Raw genomic sequence first — 20,030 nt, forward strand, 5'->3', positions numbered from 1 at the left:
GTTTTTCTATTAAATCTTATTTTGAAAACATCCAGTAATCGAAATACAGAATTTCACTTGCTGCTCTGCCTTTAAATACAAAATATACATCGTGCACACCGGTAACTTTTTCTACCTCTGTGGTTAGCAATTCCCACCTATCGCTACCACCGGTTAACGGAACTTCTATGGTTCCTATTAATTTTCCATCAACGGAATCAAGCCTTATTTCCATACTTACGTTTCCATTGTGTGTGGTTCCCACCCTGGCAGCAAAGTTTGAAGCACCATGTGCTCTAAAATCTACTTCCCGAACCTTTGAAAATGAATTATTGCGCGTTGCCACAATGAAATTTCCAACCAAATCGTTCTCTTTAGATTTTAAGCCTTCTGACCAGGCAATAGTTTCGGCTTCATTTTTAACATACGGGTTTAAAGTTTGTAGAGCTTCCTCAATTCCATCGGTCATTTTCATTTGCTTTACTGAACCATCTTCATTAAAATGCATTTGTTCTACGGCTACAGATCTTGTGAATCCGCTTCCACCGGGGAGTGCGGCATTGTGATAAAAGAAATACGTATTTCCTTTAAAATCTATAGTTGCGGGATGGTTGGTAAAAGCACCACCTTCTTGTGGCATTACCACACCCTGGTATTTATAAGGCCCGGTTATATTTTTACTTGTGGAATATCCAATATGCTCCGGTAGTGGGCCGGCCGCGAAAAACATATAGTAAATTCCATCTCTTTTATAAAGCCAGGGACCTTCTTCATAGGTTGTTGGCCTCCTGGTATTTTCTTCGCCTTCTCGTTTACCAAATGCTTCAGTAGTATTGGGAATTTGGGTTATTTCACCCTCATAGCTAATCATATCCTCATTTAACTTTACATAATACGGCACCGGATTTCCCCAAAATAAATATGCTTGTCCATCGTCATCAATAAAAACTGAAGGATCTATATCATCCTGGCTGTTACTTATTAAAGGTTTTCCAAGTGGATCAATAAAAGGTCCGTACGGACTATCGGCTATGGCAACGCCGATACCATTTTTTCCTTCCCTGCTTGTTATTGGCACGTACATATAGAATTTACCGTCCCTTTCTATAGCCTGTGGGGCCCAGGCATTTCTCCCTGCCCATTCAAAATCGTCATAAGTTAATACTGCGCCGTGATCTGTCCAGTTAACCATATCTTCGGTGGTATATAAACGCCAGTCGTTCATCGTGAACCAGGTAGACTCATCTTCGTCGTGAGAAGTATATAAATACAGCTTATCATTATAAACCATTGGAGCAGGATCTGCCGTGAAATTGGTTTGAACAATTGGATTTTGAGAAATACCTGCCTTAAAAGTTAGCATAAGACCAAGGCATAATAAAGTTCTTGTAATATTCATAAATTGATTTTTATTCATTCCTTGATATCCATCAATAGCCTGAAATACTATTGATTTTAATTGAATAATAACTGGGCATATTGATATAAAGATCTTCTCCAGGTTAACCATTCATGAGCAGTATCAGGGGAAGAGTAAAAAGTATAATCTATATCCTGTTTTTCCAGCATATCCCTGAATTCATTTACGGTTTTAAAGAAAATCTCAGCTTCTTTAGTCCCAAGGCTCATAAAGATCATATTCAGTTTTTCTTCAATATCTTCAGCATTACTAAAAGCACCGTTTAGAAAAGTATCGGCATCCAATTTTTTATTACCGGGAAAATTAGCAGTACCACTAAAACCTCCGTAGTAGGAGAAATGGTCCAGGTTATTCATAATAATACTCATGGTGTGGCTTGCGCCCATTGAAAGCCCTGCAATGGCACGGTTTTCCCTATTGGAAATAGTGCGAAATTTGTTGTCGATTTTGGGAATAACCTCGTTTATAAGCACTTCTTCAAAAGAAGACATTGGCCGATTCTCTCCTGCTTTTTCAAGATCCTCAGGTTTGTATGCATAGCCGTTATCCATTACAATAATCATAGGTTCTGCATCACCTGAAGCAATTAAATTATCCAGAATTAGGTTGGCGTGACCCTGCGAGGACCAGCCGGTTTCATCTTCATAACTTCCATGTTGAAGGTAAAGAACAGGATATCTCTTTTCAAGATTTTCAAAATATCCGGGTGGAGTATACACGAAATTACGCCTCCATTGTTGAGTTATTTCTGAAAAATATAAGTTTTCAGAAACGTTTCCGTGAGGCACATCTTTTAGGGCATAAAACTCTTTGTCGCCCGCTGGAATTTCAATTCCACTGCCCCAGCGACCAGCACCATAATAATATTTTGAACCGGGATCTGGAACCGAAGCGCCATCAATATTAAGCTGATAATAGTGAAAACCTTCATCCTGCGGGGCAGATTCCCCCAACCATACACCTTCTTTATTTTTTTCGAGATCATACTTTACCCCGCCAATATCCAGTTGCACCTTATTTGCTTTGGGCGCTTCAATTTGAACCCGAACTCTTCCTTCTGAATTTACCTTCGGAAATTCTTTTCCGGGTTGATTTACTGAAGAAGGTTTAAAATCTTCAACAATCTTTTCCTGTTCCGTTTGAGCAAAGGAAAATGAGACTGAAAAAATTAATAATAACAGGAATGAATGTTTCATAATTTAAGATTTAGAATGGTGCTTAATATTTTTTAGAAGGAATTTATTCTCCACTCTTTCAGTGTGTAAAACTTATTCTACAGCTTTTACCCCTTCTTCTGTTTGTTCCACTTTTTTAATGGTACCATCTTCATTGTAATACATATAATCTACCGTAATTGAACGTCTATAACTTCCGCCGGTTGGTAATACGCCATTATGGTAAAAGAAATAATCTTTTCCTTTGTACTCGATAATACCGGGATGAATGGTAAAACTATTGGGAGCGCTGTCTGCGAGTATTCCACGGTATTCCCATGGTCCTTCCGGACTATCGGAGGTAGCATATTCAACTCTTTCGCGTTCTTCTCCTTTGCTGGCATATACTAAATAATACAGGCCTTTTCTTTTGTAAACCCAGGGTCCTTCTATAAAATTCTTTGGATTATAATAATGGATCTCCCCATCCAATTCAATCATATTATCTTTTAATTTCACCATTTTAAGGCTACCGTTGCCCCAGTACATATAGGCCTGGCCATCATCATCCACAAAAACTGAAGGATCTATATCATCCCAGCCGTGTGGATTATCGGTGGTCATTTCATTATAAATTAAGGCTTCTCCTTTAGCATCCTTGAATGGGCCTAAGGGTGAATCTGCAACCGCTACTCCTATTGCAGCACCCCCATTACTCCTGTCATCATCTTTATGAAAGGTGGATACATAGAAATAAAATTTACCGTCTCTTTCTGCAACCTCAGCTGCATAGGCATCCCCGGTTGCCCAGGAGAAATCTTTTGGCGAAAGTTTTGGTCCGTGATTTTTCCAATTTTTCATATCGGTAGAAGAAAAAACCAGCCAATCCTTCATTTCATAGTTGGTGGAAGATACTGAAGCCGTATCGTGACTGGTATATAAATAAACCGTATCGTCATAAACCAGCGGTGCGGGGTCTGCTGTAAAAACATCTGTAATAATGGGATTTTGAGCTTTTGTAAGCTGTGGTGCAAGCATTACCCCTAATCCTACCAATGCGAGCATTTTAATTTTTAGTTTCATAATTTTATTATTTATCGGTTATAGTCATTTTTTAATATTTAATGTATACTGTTCTCCTTCAGAAGTTTTTAAATCGTATTCATAAACCTTCTGAATTCCAACCGGATTTAAATCAGATTCTTCTGAAATAAGCGGTTGCTTAATCTCCGGGAGATTATAGAATTTATTAGAATTATCACCTGTTGCTTCTTCCAAACCTTCTCCTTCCAAGGGGGTATATGAGCGAATCCTAAGAACACCACCTAATTCAGATTTAATAAGAATATTCCCAGGCTTATTATTCTCCCATTCAAGATCTACTTCAAAACCTCCACGAGCTCTTAGACCTGAAACTTGTCCTTTACTCCAGTTTGAAGGTAATGCAGGCAGAATATGAATGGCGCCATCGTGACTTTGTAAAAGCATTTCGGCAATCCCGGCTGTGCAACCAAAATTTCCGTCAATTTGAAAAGGAGGATGTGCATCAAAAAGATTGGGATACGTGCCGCCTTTTTCGCTGTGACCTTCGTGCATGGAAGGGGTTAACTGATCTTTTATTAATTTCAGTGCGTGATCCCCGTCAAGTAATCTCGCCCACAGGTTCACCTTCCAGCCCATAGACCATCCGGTAGATTCATCTCCCCGGGCCACCAAAGATGTTTTTGCAGCCTCAAATAATTCCGGATTGCGGTATGGGGAAATTTGGTTAGACGGATAAAGTCCGTATAAATGAGAAACGTGTCTATGATCGCTGTTAGGATCATCCCAATCTTTTATCCATTCCTGCAGTTGTCCCCAACTTCCAATTTGCATTGGAGGCAATTCCTGAAGTTTTTGATTCAATTCAGCTATGAAATCTTCATCATCTCCCAGTATTTTTCCTGCTTTTGCTGTTCTTGAGAAAAGATCGAAAATTAGCTGATTATCCATCGTAGCTCCATAAGATAAAGATGAGCCTGGATGTGCGGTTGGGGCGTGTTCCGGGGAAATGGAAGGTGATACCACCAACCAGTTATTTTCAGGTTCCCTGATCATAAAATCCAGGTAGAATTTCGAAGCTTCTTTTACGATGGGATATACAGATCTTAAAAATTCTTTTTCTCCTGAAAAATCGTATTTATCAAACAAATGCTGGGAAAGCCAGACTCCTCCCATTGGCCACATTCCCCAATAGGAACCGTCTATTGCACCCGTCATTCGCCAGATGTCGGTATTATGGTGCATCACCCAGCCTTCTGCGCCGTACATATCTTTGGCGGTATTTCTTCCCACTTCTGAAAGTTCCTTCACCATTTGGATCAATGGCTCGTGAAATTCCGGAAGATTCATGATCTCGGCCGGCCAGTAATTCATTTCTGTATTAATATTTACCGTGTATTTACTATCCCAGGCAGGGGTTAACTGGTCATTCCAAATTCCCTGCAAATTGGCGGGTTGCGTTCCCGGCCGGGAAGAGGTAATTAAAAGATAGCGCCCAAACTGAAAATACAGGGAAACAAGGGCTGGATCATTTCCGGTTTTGAAATTTATGATCCTTTCATTGGTGGGTAGCTTCGCAGCTTCCGTTTCACCAAGATCCAGTGATACCCGGTTGAAATAAGTTTGATAATCTTCCAGGTGGGTTTCGTAGATCTCTGCTGACTCCTTTTTTTCAATTGCTGAAAGATATTCTTCTGCTTTTGCTACTTCATCAATACTGAGATCTTTATAGTTTTTAAAATTAGAAGCGATGGAAATATACAGTGTAGCACTGTTTGCATCCTGAATTTTAAGAGCTTCATTTTCTGAAATTATTTCTCCCCCTTCAGTCTGAATTTTAGTGATCGCCAGGAATTTAACTTTACCTTCTATCCCTTCAAAATCGCTGGTTTTACCGTGTAGTTTTAATGTCCTATTTTCAGCTGAAACTTCAGCACCGCCAGGGCGATCCATCGTAGCTGTGAAATTTAAAGCTCCGGGTTTATCTGCCGTAATTTGTACCACGATCACCTGATCGGGATGGGAAGCGAAAACTTTTGTTTCAAATCCAACACCTTCAACTTTATAGCGAGTTGTGGTAACCGCAGTTTCCAGATCCAATTCCCGGTAATATTCAGTATAATTTTGGTGACTCGGAAAAGATAGGTTCAGGTTCCCTGCGGTTTGATAAGGCATTCCGTGGGAAGTTTTGCTTATGAAATGTTCATTTACCAGTTCCTGGGCTTCTGCACTTTTTCCGTCGAAAAGAAGTTTCTGAACTTCGGGTAAATATTCTTTGGCTTCCGGATTATCGTTTCGGTTAGGTCCACCAGCCCAGACGGTATTTTCATTTAACTGAATAACCTCTTCCTGCGGATCTCCATAAACCATTGCCCCCAATCGCCCATTTCCTACGGGAAGTGCCTCTACCCATTTTTCAGCAGGCTCGTTATACCAGAGTTTTAATTGGGAATCTCCCTGACTCCAGGATTGAAATGGTGAAATCAAAAACAGTATTCCCAAAATAACGGAAAATCCAATACTGGAATAACTATTTGTTGAAATTTTGATCTTACCAATTCCCATATCTTCTATTTTTCAAATTGAACCCAGTCAACCTCAACTCCGTCACCACTTTTAAGTTGCACGAGCAGATCCTGCACAGCTGTTGCTTCAGATCTTACAGGAGTCGAAAAAACCTCCCAATTTCCACCTTTTTGGATGGTAACTTCAGCAATCTCCTCATCGTTCTCACCTGCAAGTTTCAGCGCTACAGTACCACCAGTTAAAGATCTTGCTCTTATTCTGACATTTTCGGTACCTTCAGCACCAAAATCGACCCGGTTATATTTCACCCAGGCATCAGGTTTATTTAAAACCACTTTCCAACCCTGGAAAGGATCAAGCCGGTCTAAAAACACTGAAGCAGCTCCATAGTTGCCTTTCGCGCTATATCGATCTATCTGAATTTCAGAAGTACTGGAGGTAATTCCCACTCCGCGTTTGGTTGGAATCACTTTTTTAATGTTTCCGTTCCCTTCAAAGAATAAACTATCGGCGCGAATGGAACGGTTTTTATCAAAATCGGGGGAAAGGTCATTATCGTGATAGAATAAGTACCACTGATCTTTATAATTTACGATGGAATGATGATTGGTCCAGGTCCCTGAAGCCGATTCATCCATAATCACCCCCTGGTGTTCAAAAGGTCCCATTGGATTATCTGAAGTTCCATATTCCAGTCTTTCAATATTATTGGCAACGTGCGGATAGGTCATATAATATGTGCCATTTCTTTCAAAAACAAAAGGTCCTTCAATATGCCCTTTTTGAGGGATCTCCTCGAAGGTCTTTATTTCTGACTCCAACGCCAGCATATTATCCTTCAGTTTCGCACCATAAATTTTTCCACGGGACCAGTATAAATAAGCCTGCCCGTCTTTATCAATAAAAACATTGGGATCTATGCCTTCTACTCCCTGAATGTGATTTGGCTGTGGCTTATAAGGCCCTTCAGGTTTATCGGCAATGGCTACCCCGATGGAAAAACCTTTTTCCCCGTCTCCGGCATCTTTGAGTCTGGTGGGAAAATAGAAGTAAAATTTGTCATTTTTGGATATCGCATCAGGCGCCCACATACTGTAAGCCTCGGGATCGGCCCAGGAAACATCTTTTTGATCCAGGATTTTTCCGTGGTCTGTCCAATTGGTAAGATCTTCCGAAGAAAACACGTGGTAATCGGCCATATTAAACCATTCGGCACGGCCTTCCCCTTTTGGTGGCACAATATCGTGGGAAGGAAATACGTATAGTTTCCCGTTAAATACCCTTGCCGTAGGATCGGCAGTAAACTGGTCCATAATCAGCGGATTTTGTGCAAAAGCATTTACTGACAAGAAAAATATAATCAGACTAAGAGATATCGTTTTCGGCATTTTTGAGTGTTTCATCTTAATTATTTTTTTCAGCTTCAATTTTAAAGTAATCGAAATCTACATGACCACCTGCTTCTTTTGTGGCGTAGTTGAACAGCGCAAACCTGTAGCCCATAAAGTGCGGCAGGGTGTATGACATTTTAAGTTCGTTCCCAATGGCCTTCCAGTTTTCATTATCAAGGCTGTAGTAAAATTTTGCAGTATCCTTCCTGTCCTTAAAATCCCCGACGGCTTTAAGGTAAAGTTCCTCCTGATTCAAAGGAATACTTTCCACCTCAACGGGTTCTTCGGAAGCTCCATTGACCATAATAATGTGCTTCTTATTATTTATCATTTTAGCCCCTACAAATCCGAAATTTTTCTGAAGTAAACCAAGCCCGGCAAAATCTCCATTCTTCATTCCGGAGAGATCAACTTTAGTAATGCCAGAACTTTTCGGACCAATGGTTCTTTGGGTAAGTGTGTTTCGGGTATTTAAAAAGGAAGTATCTACCCTGTCTGTGGTCAACCTGAGAAAGCCTTCGCGGTCTTTTAGAGACCAGTAGTCATCCTGGGGATTATGGTTCCATTGCCACACCAGAGGCAAATCTCTGTCTCCTGATTCTCTGTTAAAATCATCAGAGGCCACAATTCCCGGAATCCATCCTTCATTTGCGGGTAGATCCAGGGTTTCAGGCACCTTGCCATTTTCACCTAATACAGGCCAGCCGTTTTCCCATTTTACAGGGACCAGGTAAGGAATGCGCCCCACTGCCCCGTAATCACGGAATAAATAGGCAAACCAATCCCCTTGAGGCGTATTGATCAATCCACCCTGGGCCACACCTTTATCCTGAAAAGCGAGTTTTCCTTCATAAGGTCCGGTAATTTTATCGGCGCGATGAATGATCACCGTTCTCATCCCGTCTCTTGGCCAGGCGATATTGAACAAGTAATACTTTCCGTTAGCCTTAAATATTTGAGAGCCTTCCGCAGGAAGAATATAGTTGGATCCAATAGGTTCAGTAGCGTTCTCAATAAGAACCCGCTCTGTACCTTCCTTCACTCCTGAAAGATCCTCTTTAAGCTCTACAATATTCAGTTTACCTCCACCCCAAATGAGGTAAGTCTTTCCGTTGTCATCAAAAAATAAGGTGTTATCGTGAAGAGACGGACTAAAAGAAATCTCTTCAAAAGTGCCATTTCCAATATCTTTTGTTTTGAAAATATAAGTTTTCCCTGTGGTGCTCGAAAAAGTGGAAACATAAAAATTCTCGTTATGGTAACGAAGGCTGCTTGCCCAGGATCCTCTCCCGTAGGCATTTTCTCCATTTTCCATATTCAGGGCATCAGAATCCCCCAAAGTATTGTAAGCGTAATTCACTATTTCCCAATTTACCAAATCGGTGGATTTCATAATCGGTACTCCCGGATTCATATGCATAGTGGTACTGCTCATATAATAGGTGTCACCAACCCTAATTATAGAAGCATCGGGAACATCGGCGTGGATGATAGGATTTTGAGCCTGCTGTTGCGCAACGACTGAATTTCCTAAAAACAGGCTTAAAATTATAATGAGTAGATTTCTCTTTTTCATATTCTTTATTTGAAATAGGGTTTGGCAAATTCTATAAAATATGGCCAGTTAGGGACTACGGTATGACCGCCTTCGTGTATTCTAAAAACGAGTTTACCTTCAGATAAAAACTCCCCAACTTGAGGAAATTCAGTTTTTGACAGTGCTTTTTCATCATAGATTTCATAAGCAGGGCTGGCGTGGACTCCGGCTAAAAACATCCCTTTGGCGTCTATCCAATTCCCTTCAACTTTAGGATCTCCACTGCTGATAAAAACCGGACGTGGCGCTGCAAGCGCAATCAAATGATGTGCATCTAGCGGAAGGTCTTTTGTTTCTAAAGGTCCGCCGTATTTTATGAAATTCGGAGCAAACCAGTGATATTGGGAAGTAGAGACCAAATTCTCTACCTGTTCCCCAAAATTGCGCCGCAGAATCTTTGTACCACCTGCTCCGGCAGAGCCTATAAATCCCACAGCAAATCTATCATCGTAGGCCATAGTGACCATTGCAGCTTTCCCGTAGCGGGAAAGTCCTTCTATAGCCACTTTTTTTGAATCAACTTTTGAATAATTTTCAAAATAATCAAGCGCACGGCCGGCACCCCAGGCCCAGGCTTTCAAAGCACCCCAATCATCTAATTTTCGAGGTTTGCCTTTATTCACTAATCCGATGATTCCCTGTCTAAGTCCGGCGCCATTATCGGCTTGATAACTTGTTGGGATCAGACTGGCATAGCCCCAGTTTTGAGCCAGTAATTGTTCCTGCCAGGGTTTTTCCTGCTCGGGCTCTGGAAAAAACCCCGCTGGAAAATTCCAGTCGAATTTCAAGATTACCGGCACTTTTTTATCTGTATTTTTTGGAAGGGTCAGGGTCATCTCGATTTCAACGTCAATTTTGGGATAGGCAGAGTTATCTACCACTCCCAAAAGTTCCTCAACCTGCACTGGGTATTCACCAATAATTGAATCTTTTCTGGAAACAACTTTCCAGTTTACAGCAGGGATATTTTTGGGGAATCTTCCATAAACTTCGGCATTAAAATCTTCTTTGATCTCCTGCCTGCGCTTTTCCCATTCAGAAACTGAAGTGACTTTTGATCCATCTTTAAAAACCAAAAGCTCTGGCAAGTTATAATCTACAACTTTAGATTCATCGGAATTTGCGGCATTAGGATCGTTGGGATTTCCGGAAGGTCCGTGCCGCAAGGATTCTATTCCTAATTCCTTCAGCATTAATTGATGATCCTGCGTACTTAAACGATAAATACTGTCCCGCTCCTCCTGAGAAAACTGCGCTATCGATTGAGTGACGCAGCTAAAAAAAACGATAATGACAAATAATTGTTTCATTTTTAATGTTTTACAGGAGGAGGAACCTGGGCTAATTTGTAATCACAAATCCGCCCTGAGGTTGAATGGTCACTTCAAATTTTCCTCTATTTTGTTTTATCTCTTTTTTTTCAGTTTTCCCTTTTTTAGAGTCATTAATAATACTGAATGTATTTCCTTTCAGTTCCGGAAGGGAAAAGCTCACCTTTTTTGCTTCTTTTGAAGCATTGATCCCGGCGATATACCATTGATCCTTGTGCCTTCTTGCTATTACGCTGTACTCTCCAGGATATCCTTCAATGAAAATCGTCTCATCCCAGGTTGTGGGAACGTTTTTCATAAAGTCCACTGCGAATTCCGGAGCGTCTTCGAGGTTATTCGGCGTCAATGCGAAGAATTGAACCGGCGTTTGGAATAGAACTGCGGTTGCCAGTTGAAAGGCATCAGAGGTTCTTCTAAAGTTTCCGCCGTCATTGGTTCGGTTGTAACGTTCGTTTAGAACAGTACCTCCAAAATCCATACTTCCCACCGTGTTCCGTATGAAAGGATGAATGGCAGCGCTTCGGGCTTCCTGGTCGTTTGCATACTGACTAAACATTAGATTTTCCGAAGCGAGAACAGCTTCAGTACTTATAAAATTAGGATACATTACTTCCCAACCTCTTGGAATTGTGGCTCCGTGAAAGATCATCATTAATCCGTGATCATTGGCATCAGACATTATATCTTCATAAAGCTGAATGGTCTCTTGTTTATCACCACCCATAAAGTCAACTTTCAGGCCTTTTACCCCGTTCTCCTGTAACCACTGCATTTCCTGTTTGCGGGTAATAGCCCGGTGCATTTTATTACGCGGAGTCATAGGCGCGTCATTGGCAACACCATTGGAGTTATACCACAAAAAAACATCAACGTTCTTGCTGTTGGCATATTTGATCAACTCTTCCATCCTGTCGTACCCGATATTCTGGTCCCAGAGCGCATCTATGAGGATGTATTCATAACCCATTTCAGCAGCAAAATCAATATAAGTTACCTGGTCGTCATAATTCATACTTGCATCCTGCCACATAATCCAGCTCCATACACCGCGCCCAAATTTATAATCCTGAGAAGCCTCGTAAAGCGGCTCCACCACATCAAAAGGAATAGTAGTTTCTACAATGGGCTTTAGACTTTCTCCCACGGTAATTGTTCTCCAGGGAGTACTATACGGAAGGGAAATTGCGGCCCCAGTTGATCCAAAATCATTATTTTCAGTACTGTCTGGAAAAGCGATCGTATATTCCCCTTCGGCATTTGGATCGCTGAGATGAGCGCCCACGTAAGTGCCGTCAACCCCGGTTTCAGAAAGTAAAACCCAGTGATCTTCGGTTTTAAATAATCCCGGAAAAGTATACCCCAGATTATTGGCGGAAGCTTTAGTAATCTCCTGATCTAGATAATAGCCCTCTTCGTAACTAGGCTTGGTGCGCTGAAAACCTACCATAGATTTGGACTGAAGTGTAAGGAAACTTTTTGCTGTATTTGGGAAATTAAATCCTGTAAATTCTTTAGTGACCACGTGGGCTATGGTGTCGCTGTATTTTTGAAGATGGTATCTAAACGCAATGTCATTATTACTCACCCGGAAAATTACATCCATTTTTTGCCCTTTTTGAGTGGTAAAAGTGGCGGTTAGTTCCTGTGCGTTATAATTGATTTCTGAATCTTTAAGTTTTTTAGATTCATAACTCTTTTCTACGGTAGTGGTTTTACTCCCTTCAAAACTTAAACCTTCAGAATAATCTGCAATATTTGTTTTTAGTCCCAGTCGGGATTTTTCCAGCACCACTTCATTATTATAAAAAACAGAATAGGTTGGTATTCCTGCTTCCAGATTAACTTCTAATCTTACAGCATCATCGGGACTCTGGATGGTTGCTTCCTGCGCAACAACAAAGGGAAAAATTCCTAACAGGCAGATAAATAAAAAGACTTTTTTCATTTCTAATTTTAAATTTTGTAGGGTTATTTTGCTGCAGCCAGTTCTATAAGTTCCTTCACAACAGGTTTTGGATTATTTTCACGATCAAATAGCAACGGATAATCGGTTCTTCCCCTCACCGGCCAGTTATTCTTCCAGGAATTTCCATCGTTCACTCCCCAAAGGGCAACCCTTTCAATTTTATCCTGATGTTTTAAGAACAGTGCAAAAAATTCTACATATCTCTTTGTGAATTGTTGCTCCACATCGACTGGCAGACCCTTAGGAAATGGATTCATTTTATCTTCATACTCATAATTATCTGAGATTTCAGCCCCGGCATCGCCCCAAGGGGAAGGTAAAACACTAAGATCTAATTCAGTGATCATCACTTTCCCAAGGCTTCCATATGCTTCCAGGCTTTCTTCAAATTCACGAATATCGGGATGGTTTAATCCAATATGTCCCTGCATTCCTATCCCGTGTACGGTAATTCCTTCCTTTTGAAGCTTTTCTACCATTCTCACTACCCCAGCACGCTTTCCTGGTACTGCCATAGAATAATCATTGTAATAAAGATGGGCTTCGGGATCGGCTTCGTGTGCAAATTCAAAGGCCAGTTTTATAAAATCTTCACCTAAAATTTGATAGAACTTGCTATTTCTATAATTCCCGTCATCTTCTATCGCCTCATTAACCACATCCCAGGAGTGAATTCTACCTTTATACCTGCCCACAACTGTATGAATATGATCTTTCATTCTTTGGGTTAGCACCTCTTTAGACACCGTATTTCCATCTTTATCTACAAAAAACCAGTCAGGAGCCTGGGAATGCCATATCAAGGTGTGCCCGTGGATATGCATATTATTTTCTTCGCCTATTTTCACAAATTCATCGGCAAGTTCAAAATTGAATTCCCCTTCTTTCGGTTGAATTCGTGCACTTTTCATAATGTTTTCGGCAACAATAGAATTGAAATTCTCTGTGGCAACCTTAAGTTCTTCAGGCTGCCTTCCCATAATTTGCCAGGCATTGAGAGTGGTCCCAATATGAAAATTATTCGCGAAAGCATTTTTTAAACTCACTTTAGATACCTCGCTATTATCAACTGATTTTTTATTAGAATTACAACTGTAAAATGTGAAAAACACACTTAACAATAATATAAAAATAGACAAATTTTTTCTTTTGTACATAGCAGTTGATTTTAAAATTCCAGGAAGAAAGTTTATAATAATTTACAATTTCTTTATAAAAAAGTTCCCCTAACTTCTAAAAAAGGCTAATTCATACCGGGTAAGCGTTGCTAATCCAACCGGTATCCAGACTTTTTTGAGTTAGGAGAACTATTCAGTAAAACTCACACATGATTAAATTTAAACGGATAGCAACGCTATTATTTCTAATTGATTTTTATTCACATTCCTTTTTTTCTTCAGCATATTCCCCAAACCATTTATATACAGCATTAGCACAGGCTTCAGGATTGTTATCATAGGCTATACCAGCATTCGGGTCTCCCCGATCAATTAAGTTCTCAGGTGCCAGTAAATTCCAACTTACATTCCCGCTCTCGTCGGCAAGAGCTTTAAAATTTGCTCCAAATCCCCAGGAGCCGGCCTCGCCGGTAACACCACCTTCGCCCCAGGCATTATAACCTTCGGGAGCCCAATCTATTTCAGTAACTGCAATGGGAGCAATATCTGCAATCGGCTTGATATTCTCTGCCCAATTACTTTTAAAAGTTACCGGATCATTATTATCCTCTCCCCAATAACCGGGATAAATATGTACCGCATATCCAATATTGTCATCTTCAATAGGATTATTTGCATATCCCTTAAAATGCGATTGATAACCGGACCCGGGGATCCAAATCACATTTTCAAACCCATTATTACGAATCATATCTACCAAAGACTGAAAAAACATTTTTAATTTATCGAAATGGGGCTGGGTATTACTACCCCATTCCCCATTAGTGCCTAAAATATGAATTGGTTCATTGGCTAATTCGAACATAACATGTTCAGAATTTTTTAAGGCTTCATGCTTCGATAAATAGTCCCATACAGTTTTAAGATATTCATGATATTCATCATCAACATCTATCCTTTCGGGGCAGACTCCCGGTGGTCTAAGGATAACATACATTCCTCTTGACTTCGCATGCTCAATAAGAGGAAGTATTACTTCATCTACCGCATTTACAAAACGATCAAAATTAAATTCTGAAATATCTTTTTCTCCATCTACCTCGGCCCCGGGATTATTTGACCAATAAGGATCTATGTGCAGCCGTACCATATTTAAATACCAGTCGTCGTCATCTTTATTGGTCAGTTTATCCATAACCGATTTATTATAATCTAATGCTCCCTGTACGTCATAATTATTCCATCGCCATTCACCTACATGGCCCCCGTTAAACCAGGGATTTGGAGTCATGGCCACCCCGTGAAGCAAAACTTTTTCTCCACAGGCATTTTTCAAATACCTCCCATCAACACTCAATTTAGATGTATTTAAAGGCCATTCAATATCTTTAGAAGGTTCATCTTCTTCTATTTCATCAGCTTCTTCAATAGGATCTTCCTCCTCGGCTTCTTTTTCCGGCAAGGAAATATCATCGGCTGAACATCCTGGTAATACCAGGAATAAAATCATAAGAATTGCTACTTTGTTAAGAACCTTACTAACCAGCATTCATTTTGTATTATAATTCTTCCAAAGCTTCAGCGAAACTCTTATAAGCCGGTTTCCTGTTTAAGTTAACATCCCACAAGCCCTGGAATTCACCGGGCAACCAGTTTGCATCTTCAGGACTATCGGTAACACCCCAAACGGTAATGCCATATCTTTGTGCCTGAGGTACATGTTCTTTATAAGCTTCAACTACATAACTATACATTTCGGCTTGCTGTTGTAAAACTTCATCTGTAGGTTCAGAGACATTTGTTCTTACGTCCAGTTCAGAAACTTTTATGAGTTTACCGGTTTCAGCAAGAAGTTGAAACATTTGAGCAATATTATTTTTATCGGAATCTATACTTATATGCATTTGAGTCCCAATACCATCTACAGTAGCACCCTGGCTTTCTATGTATTCTACATATTCAATGAGTCCCCTGGTCTTGTCTAAATTATATTCAAGGTTATAGTCGTTTATAAAAAGGAGATCTTCGGGGCTACCATACTCCCTGGCCAGTTTAAAGGCTTTAACCGCATAATCTTTACCCAGGTAATCCTGCCAGTAAAATTCGTCGCTGGTGATATCAGAATCGGTCGCTCCACTTTTTAATTCGTATGGATTTCCATCATCCATAGGTTCGTTAACAACATCCCAGGCATCTACATAGTCTTTGGAAACTTCCATCATGCTCGTAATCCATCTTTCCATTTCGCCACCAATAATCTCCTCCTTTTCTTCAGGTGTTTTCTCTATAACACCACCGGCATTGGGGTTTACACGCGAAAGCGTTACATCATCAATATAAACCGTCCCTGCAAAGTCACCATAACTAATAACTAATCGCTCACGATCTTCTTTGGTAATCGTCGTCTCCAAAGTATATTCCTCCCAGTCTTCTGATACGTTAAATGAGCCAAGCCCATCACTTGAATAATCAGATGGCGATTGTAGCTCGGCACGAAGAGTACCGGCAGTATTTGCTTTTACTTTAAAATTCAAGACATAAGTTTCTTCCATTTCCAATGTAGGTAAATCATAGGCAATCTGTGCTTCCCAAAAATTCGTAGCTGAAGGATTCGTAAAGGTAAAAGCATAACCTGTATCACCATAGCCCTCACCTTCTGAGGAGCGCTCCATGGTAGAACCATTTCCCCAGCCAGCCCAGCCATCAGTGCCAGTTTCAAAATCAGAATTGGAAATTACACTTGGATCCAGTGCGGGACCGCCACCACTGCCTTCCTCGTTATATTTTTTCAGGCTTATGTTATCAAAATAATAAGTAGTGGCAACATTGCCGAGGTTAAAAGCAATAGTACTTGACCCTGCCATTTCTTCAGAAACAATAATTCTTTTGGTAAAAGTAGTCCATTCCGCAGAAGCGGGAATAGCACCAAAAAAATCCCAGTGTTTATACTCTCCAGGTTGAATATGAGCCTGGGTAGCAAAAGAGGCATCAGCATCTGAGCGAACATCCATAGTAAGTTCGTATTCTTCCCCTACTTCCATAGGCGGAGAAAACTTAAAAAAGAACTGGCTTTCCCAATCGTTTTCCCGAACTTCTCCATTGGTCACCGCCAATGCCCTGCCCTCACCGTCTGCACCTTCTCCGTCAGCCGTAAAAGACATACTATCATCTTCGTTAGCCTCATAATTTGCTGCTTCATCCGTTTCAAAGTCAGCACCAGCAATCTCATCCCAGCTTGGTCCGCCACCTATTACTGTTGGCGCAATAGTGCTGTTCAGGTATTCAGCATTTTGATTAGCGTGCCAGGTAAGCGTATGCCCGTAAATAGAAGTTCCTGCTTGCTGTGCCGCAGCTATAAGTTCATTTACCTGAGCAAAATTCATAGAACCATCATTTTGCACGATGGCACCATGCTTCATTCCATAACCTACGGTAAGCTCATCAAAATTTTTATTAATAAGCCTGTACATTACTCCCTTATTAATATAATCTGAAATAGAAACAGTCCCACCTAAGGTGAAATTTGAGGTACTATCTTTATAGCTCTTAAGAGGTGCATAAGAATTAATATCTTCCTGTGCTTCGAGGCCTTCAGGTTTTTCTATTTCAAATGCTAATGGATCTGGATCGGCACAGGAAAATAATGAAGCCAATAAGCCACTACAAACAAGAAAACGATTTAAATATTTCATAATCGATTTATTTTTTAATTTTATTCTAATATGGGAGAAAATGTTTCCATACGTACCCCACGATCTCTAAGTACAAGTGTATCTGTTGTACTCACATTAATTTCTTCAAGGTTAACTTCGTAATCCAGGTAAAGGGCATCACGATCTTTTCCGCCCCAACTGTTTTGTTCGCCATCTTTTACAAATTGGCCGCTACCACTTGCCGTATACTCATCTGATGCAGCTCTTACAGTGCAGTTACCAGAATCGTCAAAGCTTAAAATTAAGGTGCAGTTTACAGCATACCCTTCGCTGTTTTGAAAAACCAAATCTAACTCTACCTCATTTAAAGAGCGGGTTGTAAGGGCTACTACCTGATCGTCTACTACATACTCTTCTTCTCTTATTACAGTATCGTCAAGATTCTCGTTACCGGTAGTTCCTTCAATTTCATCTACCCCACGGCGTAAATAATTCCCGTGCCACGGATTCACATATTTTACGGCATAAAGAATGAAATCTTTAGGCAAAACATCCCAATCTTCTGCAACCGGTTTACGTGGATTTGTAACCTGTGGTATTCCCCTAAGAATGGAATCTGCGCTTACAACGTTGGTCATTTGAAGTGGAATTACATAATTTCTTCCAATAGCAAGACTATCGGCAAAAAATGCATCGCTTAGCTGAAGCTCAACTCCACCTGTTAGTTCACCTTGCGGAATCCTGATTTCATTAGATTCCAGTGTATAATAATTTTCGGGCATTGCCTGAACAGGTTGGCCGCTATCATCAAATACAAGACCTTCCGTCAAAGAATTATCTACTTCAAAATCTATAAAAACGTCCTGATCATTATCGTAAGTTCCACCGGTAGTAGCCATTATTCTCGCTTTACCTTCATTATCCAGAGAAGTGTCAAAAATATCTTCTCCCAGTGTAATTGTCCTTACCGGGTATTGATAAGCAAAATAAACGGTTTGGTATTCATAGTCGTCAAATTCCCATTTATCATTCTCACAAGAAGTAAAGCCTGAAAGAATAATTAAAGCGATTAAATATATTTTATTTTTCATTTTCTGTTCTTTATAATTAAACTAACTACCAGCCCTGGTTTTGGATAATTGCATCGTATTTTAAAACTTCGCTAAAAGGGATTGGTCCATATCGCATATACTCTTCATAAATCCTGTCTTCAACAGTTATTGTTTGATGATTCCCATCAAGAATACTTACTCCTCTGGCCGGAACATTTAAATCGTCGCCCCAACGGCGGATATCCCAAAACCGGAAACCTTCAAAACTTAGTTCTAATCTGCGTTCATTTCTTATTAATTCTCGCATTGCATTTTGATCTGAGCTAATTGACTCTAAATATGCATCGGGCTGCGTTATACCAGCGCGCTCCCTTAAGCCAGCAATAATATCATAGGCCGAAAATCCAAAAGTTCCTGTTCCTTGTGGCCCCCAGGCTTCGTTAGCAGCTTCTGCGTAAATAAGGTATAATTCGGTATACCTCATTCTGGCGGTATAATGCTGTTGAGTATTGCTGGTTACTGGATCTAAATTCACATCCTGCCTTAGCAATTTCTTTAAATAATAACCTGTTCTGGTAGAGGTTTCTACGGCATTTAAGGCATCATTGGTGTTTCCGTCAGCGGCGGTTACAATAGTTGAATTACCGGGTCCTGCGGTACTTTGATTTACCACAATGTAATGATCTAACCTTGGATCCCTGTTTTCGTAAGGATTAGCGGGATCAAACCCACTAGCCGGATCTGTAATAGGATAACCATTTGCCATAGGAAATGAATTCACCAGGTTTTGGGTTGGATTTAGCTGTCCGTCGCCAAATAAAGTTGGTGGAAAATGTTGCTGTTCTAAATCACTGGTTTCTACAACATCGGTTCTCCAAATAATTTCGGGCGGGTTATTTCCCCCTCCAATTCCACTTATTTGCGAAGCATTTTTGTACCAGGTATGACCATTTGTTGCAATACCACTTGCTCCTCCATTTTCTGCCAATACTTCCCCGGCATAATTGGCTACATCGGCCCAGGTAGTAGTATTTCCATCGGCATAAGCAGGGCTTGCAGCAAGTAAAGCCGCCTGTGCCCTTACAGTTTTGGCAATTCTACCGGTCATTCTTTGTTTGGCATATTCACCAAAAACCCTGTTATAATCTCCCAAATCTGAATAAGCCTCCGGTAAACTTGAAAGTGTTTCATAATCTAAAGGAAGTAAAGCTTCAGCCTGTTCTACATCTGCATATAACTGTTGTATGCACTCTTCAAAAGTTGCCCTTGGTTGATTAAAATCTGAGCCGGTTTCTTCAGGTTCTAATAAGATTGGAACCCCTAATAGCTCTCCATTAGCCCAACCCGCATGTTGACGTAAGAGATAATACATATATAACGCCCTAAGACCATAGGCTTCACCTTTAAGCCTGTCGTTAAAAAGGGAGCTTATTTCTTCATCTTCAGACCAGGTTACTTTATCAGTCTCGGCAAGAAAGATATTGATATACTGGATAGCTGCCCTTGCATTTTGCCACTGGTCAAAAGGATTATTTTGAGCTGTCCATTGCCCCGTAGCAATTTCACGGTAAGGATTATTGTTTACGTTACTAACGGCATCATCTGTTGCTACCTCACTAAAAGAATAACCATTATTTGGTAGCCTGGTATAAGCGTTAAGCAGAATACCCTGAGCATATTCGGCCTCAGCATACATATCTTCCAGGCCTCTATTATTCTCTATGGCAGGTTCTATAAGATCGTCACAACTTGTAATTGTAAAGACCATTAATAAAAGAAGTAGTAATTTACTTTTCATTTCC

General features: G+C 40.4%; 13 protein-coding genes. All 13 read right to left on the bottom strand.

Annotation, left to right across the window (positions count from 1 at the left end; translation table 11 throughout):
* Window positions 1–16: 16 nt before the first annotated feature.
* A complete protein-coding gene (locus BM084_RS05415; RefSeq protein ID WP_245764338.1) occupies window positions 17–1,378 on the bottom strand; it encodes a glycoside hydrolase family 43 protein in 1,362 nt (453 codons plus the stop codon).
* 56 nt (window positions 1,379–1,434) lie between these two features.
* A complete protein-coding gene (locus BM084_RS05420; RefSeq protein ID WP_093303430.1) occupies window positions 1,435–2,595 on the bottom strand; it encodes an alpha/beta hydrolase-fold protein in 1,161 nt (386 codons plus the stop codon).
* 72 nt (window positions 2,596–2,667) lie between these two features.
* Window positions 2,668–3,636, bottom strand: a complete 969-nt coding sequence (locus tag BM084_RS05425; RefSeq protein ID WP_093303433.1) for a glycoside hydrolase family 43 protein — start codon at window positions 3,634–3,636, stop codon at window positions 2,668–2,670.
* Between the two features lie 24 nt (window positions 3,637–3,660).
* Entirely contained in the window at window positions 3,661–6,159 is a 2,499-nt protein-coding gene (locus BM084_RS05430; protein WP_093303435.1) for a glycoside hydrolase family 95 protein, read from the bottom strand.
* 5 nt (window positions 6,160–6,164) lie between these two features.
* Window positions 6,165–7,433: a family 43 glycosylhydrolase gene (locus BM084_RS05435; RefSeq protein ID WP_245764339.1), complete on the bottom strand. Its 1,269-nt coding sequence runs from the start codon at window positions 7,431–7,433 to the stop codon at window positions 6,165–6,167.
* A gap of 91 nt (window positions 7,434–7,524) precedes the next feature.
* Window positions 7,525–9,087 (bottom strand): glycoside hydrolase family 43 protein, encoded by a 1,563-nt coding sequence (locus BM084_RS05440; protein WP_093303437.1) that lies wholly within the window; start codon window positions 9,085–9,087, stop codon window positions 7,525–7,527.
* Window positions 9,088–9,092: 5 nt separating this feature from the next.
* Window positions 9,093–10,418, bottom strand: a complete 1,326-nt coding sequence (locus tag BM084_RS05445) for a glucuronyl esterase domain-containing protein (RefSeq protein WP_093303440.1) — start codon at window positions 10,416–10,418, stop codon at window positions 9,093–9,095.
* A gap of 31 nt (window positions 10,419–10,449) precedes the next feature.
* Window positions 10,450–12,384, bottom strand: a complete 1,935-nt coding sequence (locus BM084_RS05450) for a glycoside hydrolase family 97 protein (RefSeq protein ID WP_093303442.1) — start codon at window positions 12,382–12,384, stop codon at window positions 10,450–10,452.
* Window positions 12,385–12,407: 23 nt separating this feature from the next.
* Window positions 12,408–13,562 (bottom strand): endo-1,4-beta-xylanase, encoded by a 1,155-nt coding sequence (locus BM084_RS05455; RefSeq protein ID WP_093303444.1) that lies wholly within the window; start codon window positions 13,560–13,562, stop codon window positions 12,408–12,410.
* Window positions 13,563–13,779: 217 nt separating this feature from the next.
* A complete protein-coding gene (locus BM084_RS05460; RefSeq protein WP_093303446.1) occupies window positions 13,780–15,072 on the bottom strand; it encodes a cellulase family glycosylhydrolase in 1,293 nt (430 codons plus the stop codon).
* Between the two features lie 10 nt (window positions 15,073–15,082).
* Complete coding sequence (locus BM084_RS05465) at window positions 15,083–17,215, bottom strand: endo-1,4-beta-xylanase (RefSeq protein WP_093303449.1); 2,133 nt, start codon at window positions 17,213–17,215, stop codon at window positions 15,083–15,085.
* 20 nt (window positions 17,216–17,235) lie between these two features.
* The gene (locus BM084_RS05470) at window positions 17,236–18,267 is read right to left on the bottom strand and encodes a DUF5627 domain-containing protein (protein ID WP_093303451.1); all 1,032 of its coding nucleotides are present in this window, start codon (window positions 18,265–18,267) and stop codon (window positions 17,236–17,238) included.
* A 25-nt stretch (window positions 18,268–18,292) separates the two neighbouring features.
* Window positions 18,293–20,026 carry a RagB/SusD family nutrient uptake outer membrane protein gene (locus BM084_RS05475; RefSeq protein ID WP_093303454.1) on the bottom strand — a complete coding sequence of 578 codons (1,734 nt, stop codon included), beginning with the start codon at window positions 20,024–20,026 and terminating at the stop codon, window positions 18,293–18,295.
* Window positions 20,027–20,030 lie beyond the last annotated feature (4 nt).

The sequence above is a fragment of the Salegentibacter agarivorans genome (assembly GCF_900113135.1).
Taxonomy (GTDB): domain Bacteria; phylum Bacteroidota; class Bacteroidia; order Flavobacteriales; family Flavobacteriaceae; genus Salegentibacter; species Salegentibacter agarivorans.

What these genes read in the sequence shown, in the direction of transcription:
- BM084_RS05420 (WP_093303430.1), bottom strand. Translation starts at nt 2,595, where the DNA reads ATGAAACATTCATTCCTGTTATTATTAATTTTTTCAGTCTCATTTTCC.
- BM084_RS05460 (WP_093303446.1), bottom strand. Translation starts at nt 15,072, where the DNA reads ATGCTGGTTAGTAAGGTTCTTAACAAAGTAGCAATTCTTATGATTTTA.
- BM084_RS05445 (WP_093303440.1), bottom strand. Translation starts at nt 10,418, where the DNA reads ATGAAACAATTATTTGTCATTATCGTTTTTTTTAGCTGCGTCACTCAA.
- BM084_RS05415 (WP_245764338.1), bottom strand. Translation starts at nt 1,378, where the DNA reads ATGAATATTACAAGAACTTTATTATGCCTTGGTCTTATGCTAACTTTT.
- BM084_RS05465 (WP_093303449.1), bottom strand. Translation starts at nt 17,215, where the DNA reads ATGAAATATTTAAATCGTTTTCTTGTTTGTAGTGGCTTATTGGCTTCA.
- BM084_RS05430 (WP_093303435.1), bottom strand. Translation starts at nt 6,159, where the DNA reads ATGGGAATTGGTAAGATCAAAATTTCAACAAATAGTTATTCCAGTATT.
- BM084_RS05440 (WP_093303437.1), bottom strand. Translation starts at nt 9,087, where the DNA reads ATGAAAAAGAGAAATCTACTCATTATAATTTTAAGCCTGTTTTTAGGA.
- BM084_RS05455 (WP_093303444.1), bottom strand. Translation starts at nt 13,562, where the DNA reads ATGTACAAAAGAAAAAATTTGTCTATTTTTATATTATTGTTAAGTGTG.
- BM084_RS05435 (WP_245764339.1), bottom strand. Translation starts at nt 7,433, where the DNA reads ATGGACCAGTTTACTGCCGATCCTACGGCAAGGGTATTTAACGGGAAA.
- BM084_RS05475 (WP_093303454.1), bottom strand. Translation starts at nt 20,026, where the DNA reads ATGAAAAGTAAATTACTACTTCTTTTATTAATGGTCTTTACAATTACA.
- BM084_RS05470 (WP_093303451.1), bottom strand. Translation starts at nt 18,267, where the DNA reads ATGAAAAATAAAATATATTTAATCGCTTTAATTATTCTTTCAGGCTTT.
- BM084_RS05425 (WP_093303433.1), bottom strand. Translation starts at nt 3,636, where the DNA reads ATGAAACTAAAAATTAAAATGCTCGCATTGGTAGGATTAGGGGTAATG.
- BM084_RS05450 (WP_093303442.1), bottom strand. Translation starts at nt 12,384, where the DNA reads ATGAAAAAAGTCTTTTTATTTATCTGCCTGTTAGGAATTTTTCCCTTT.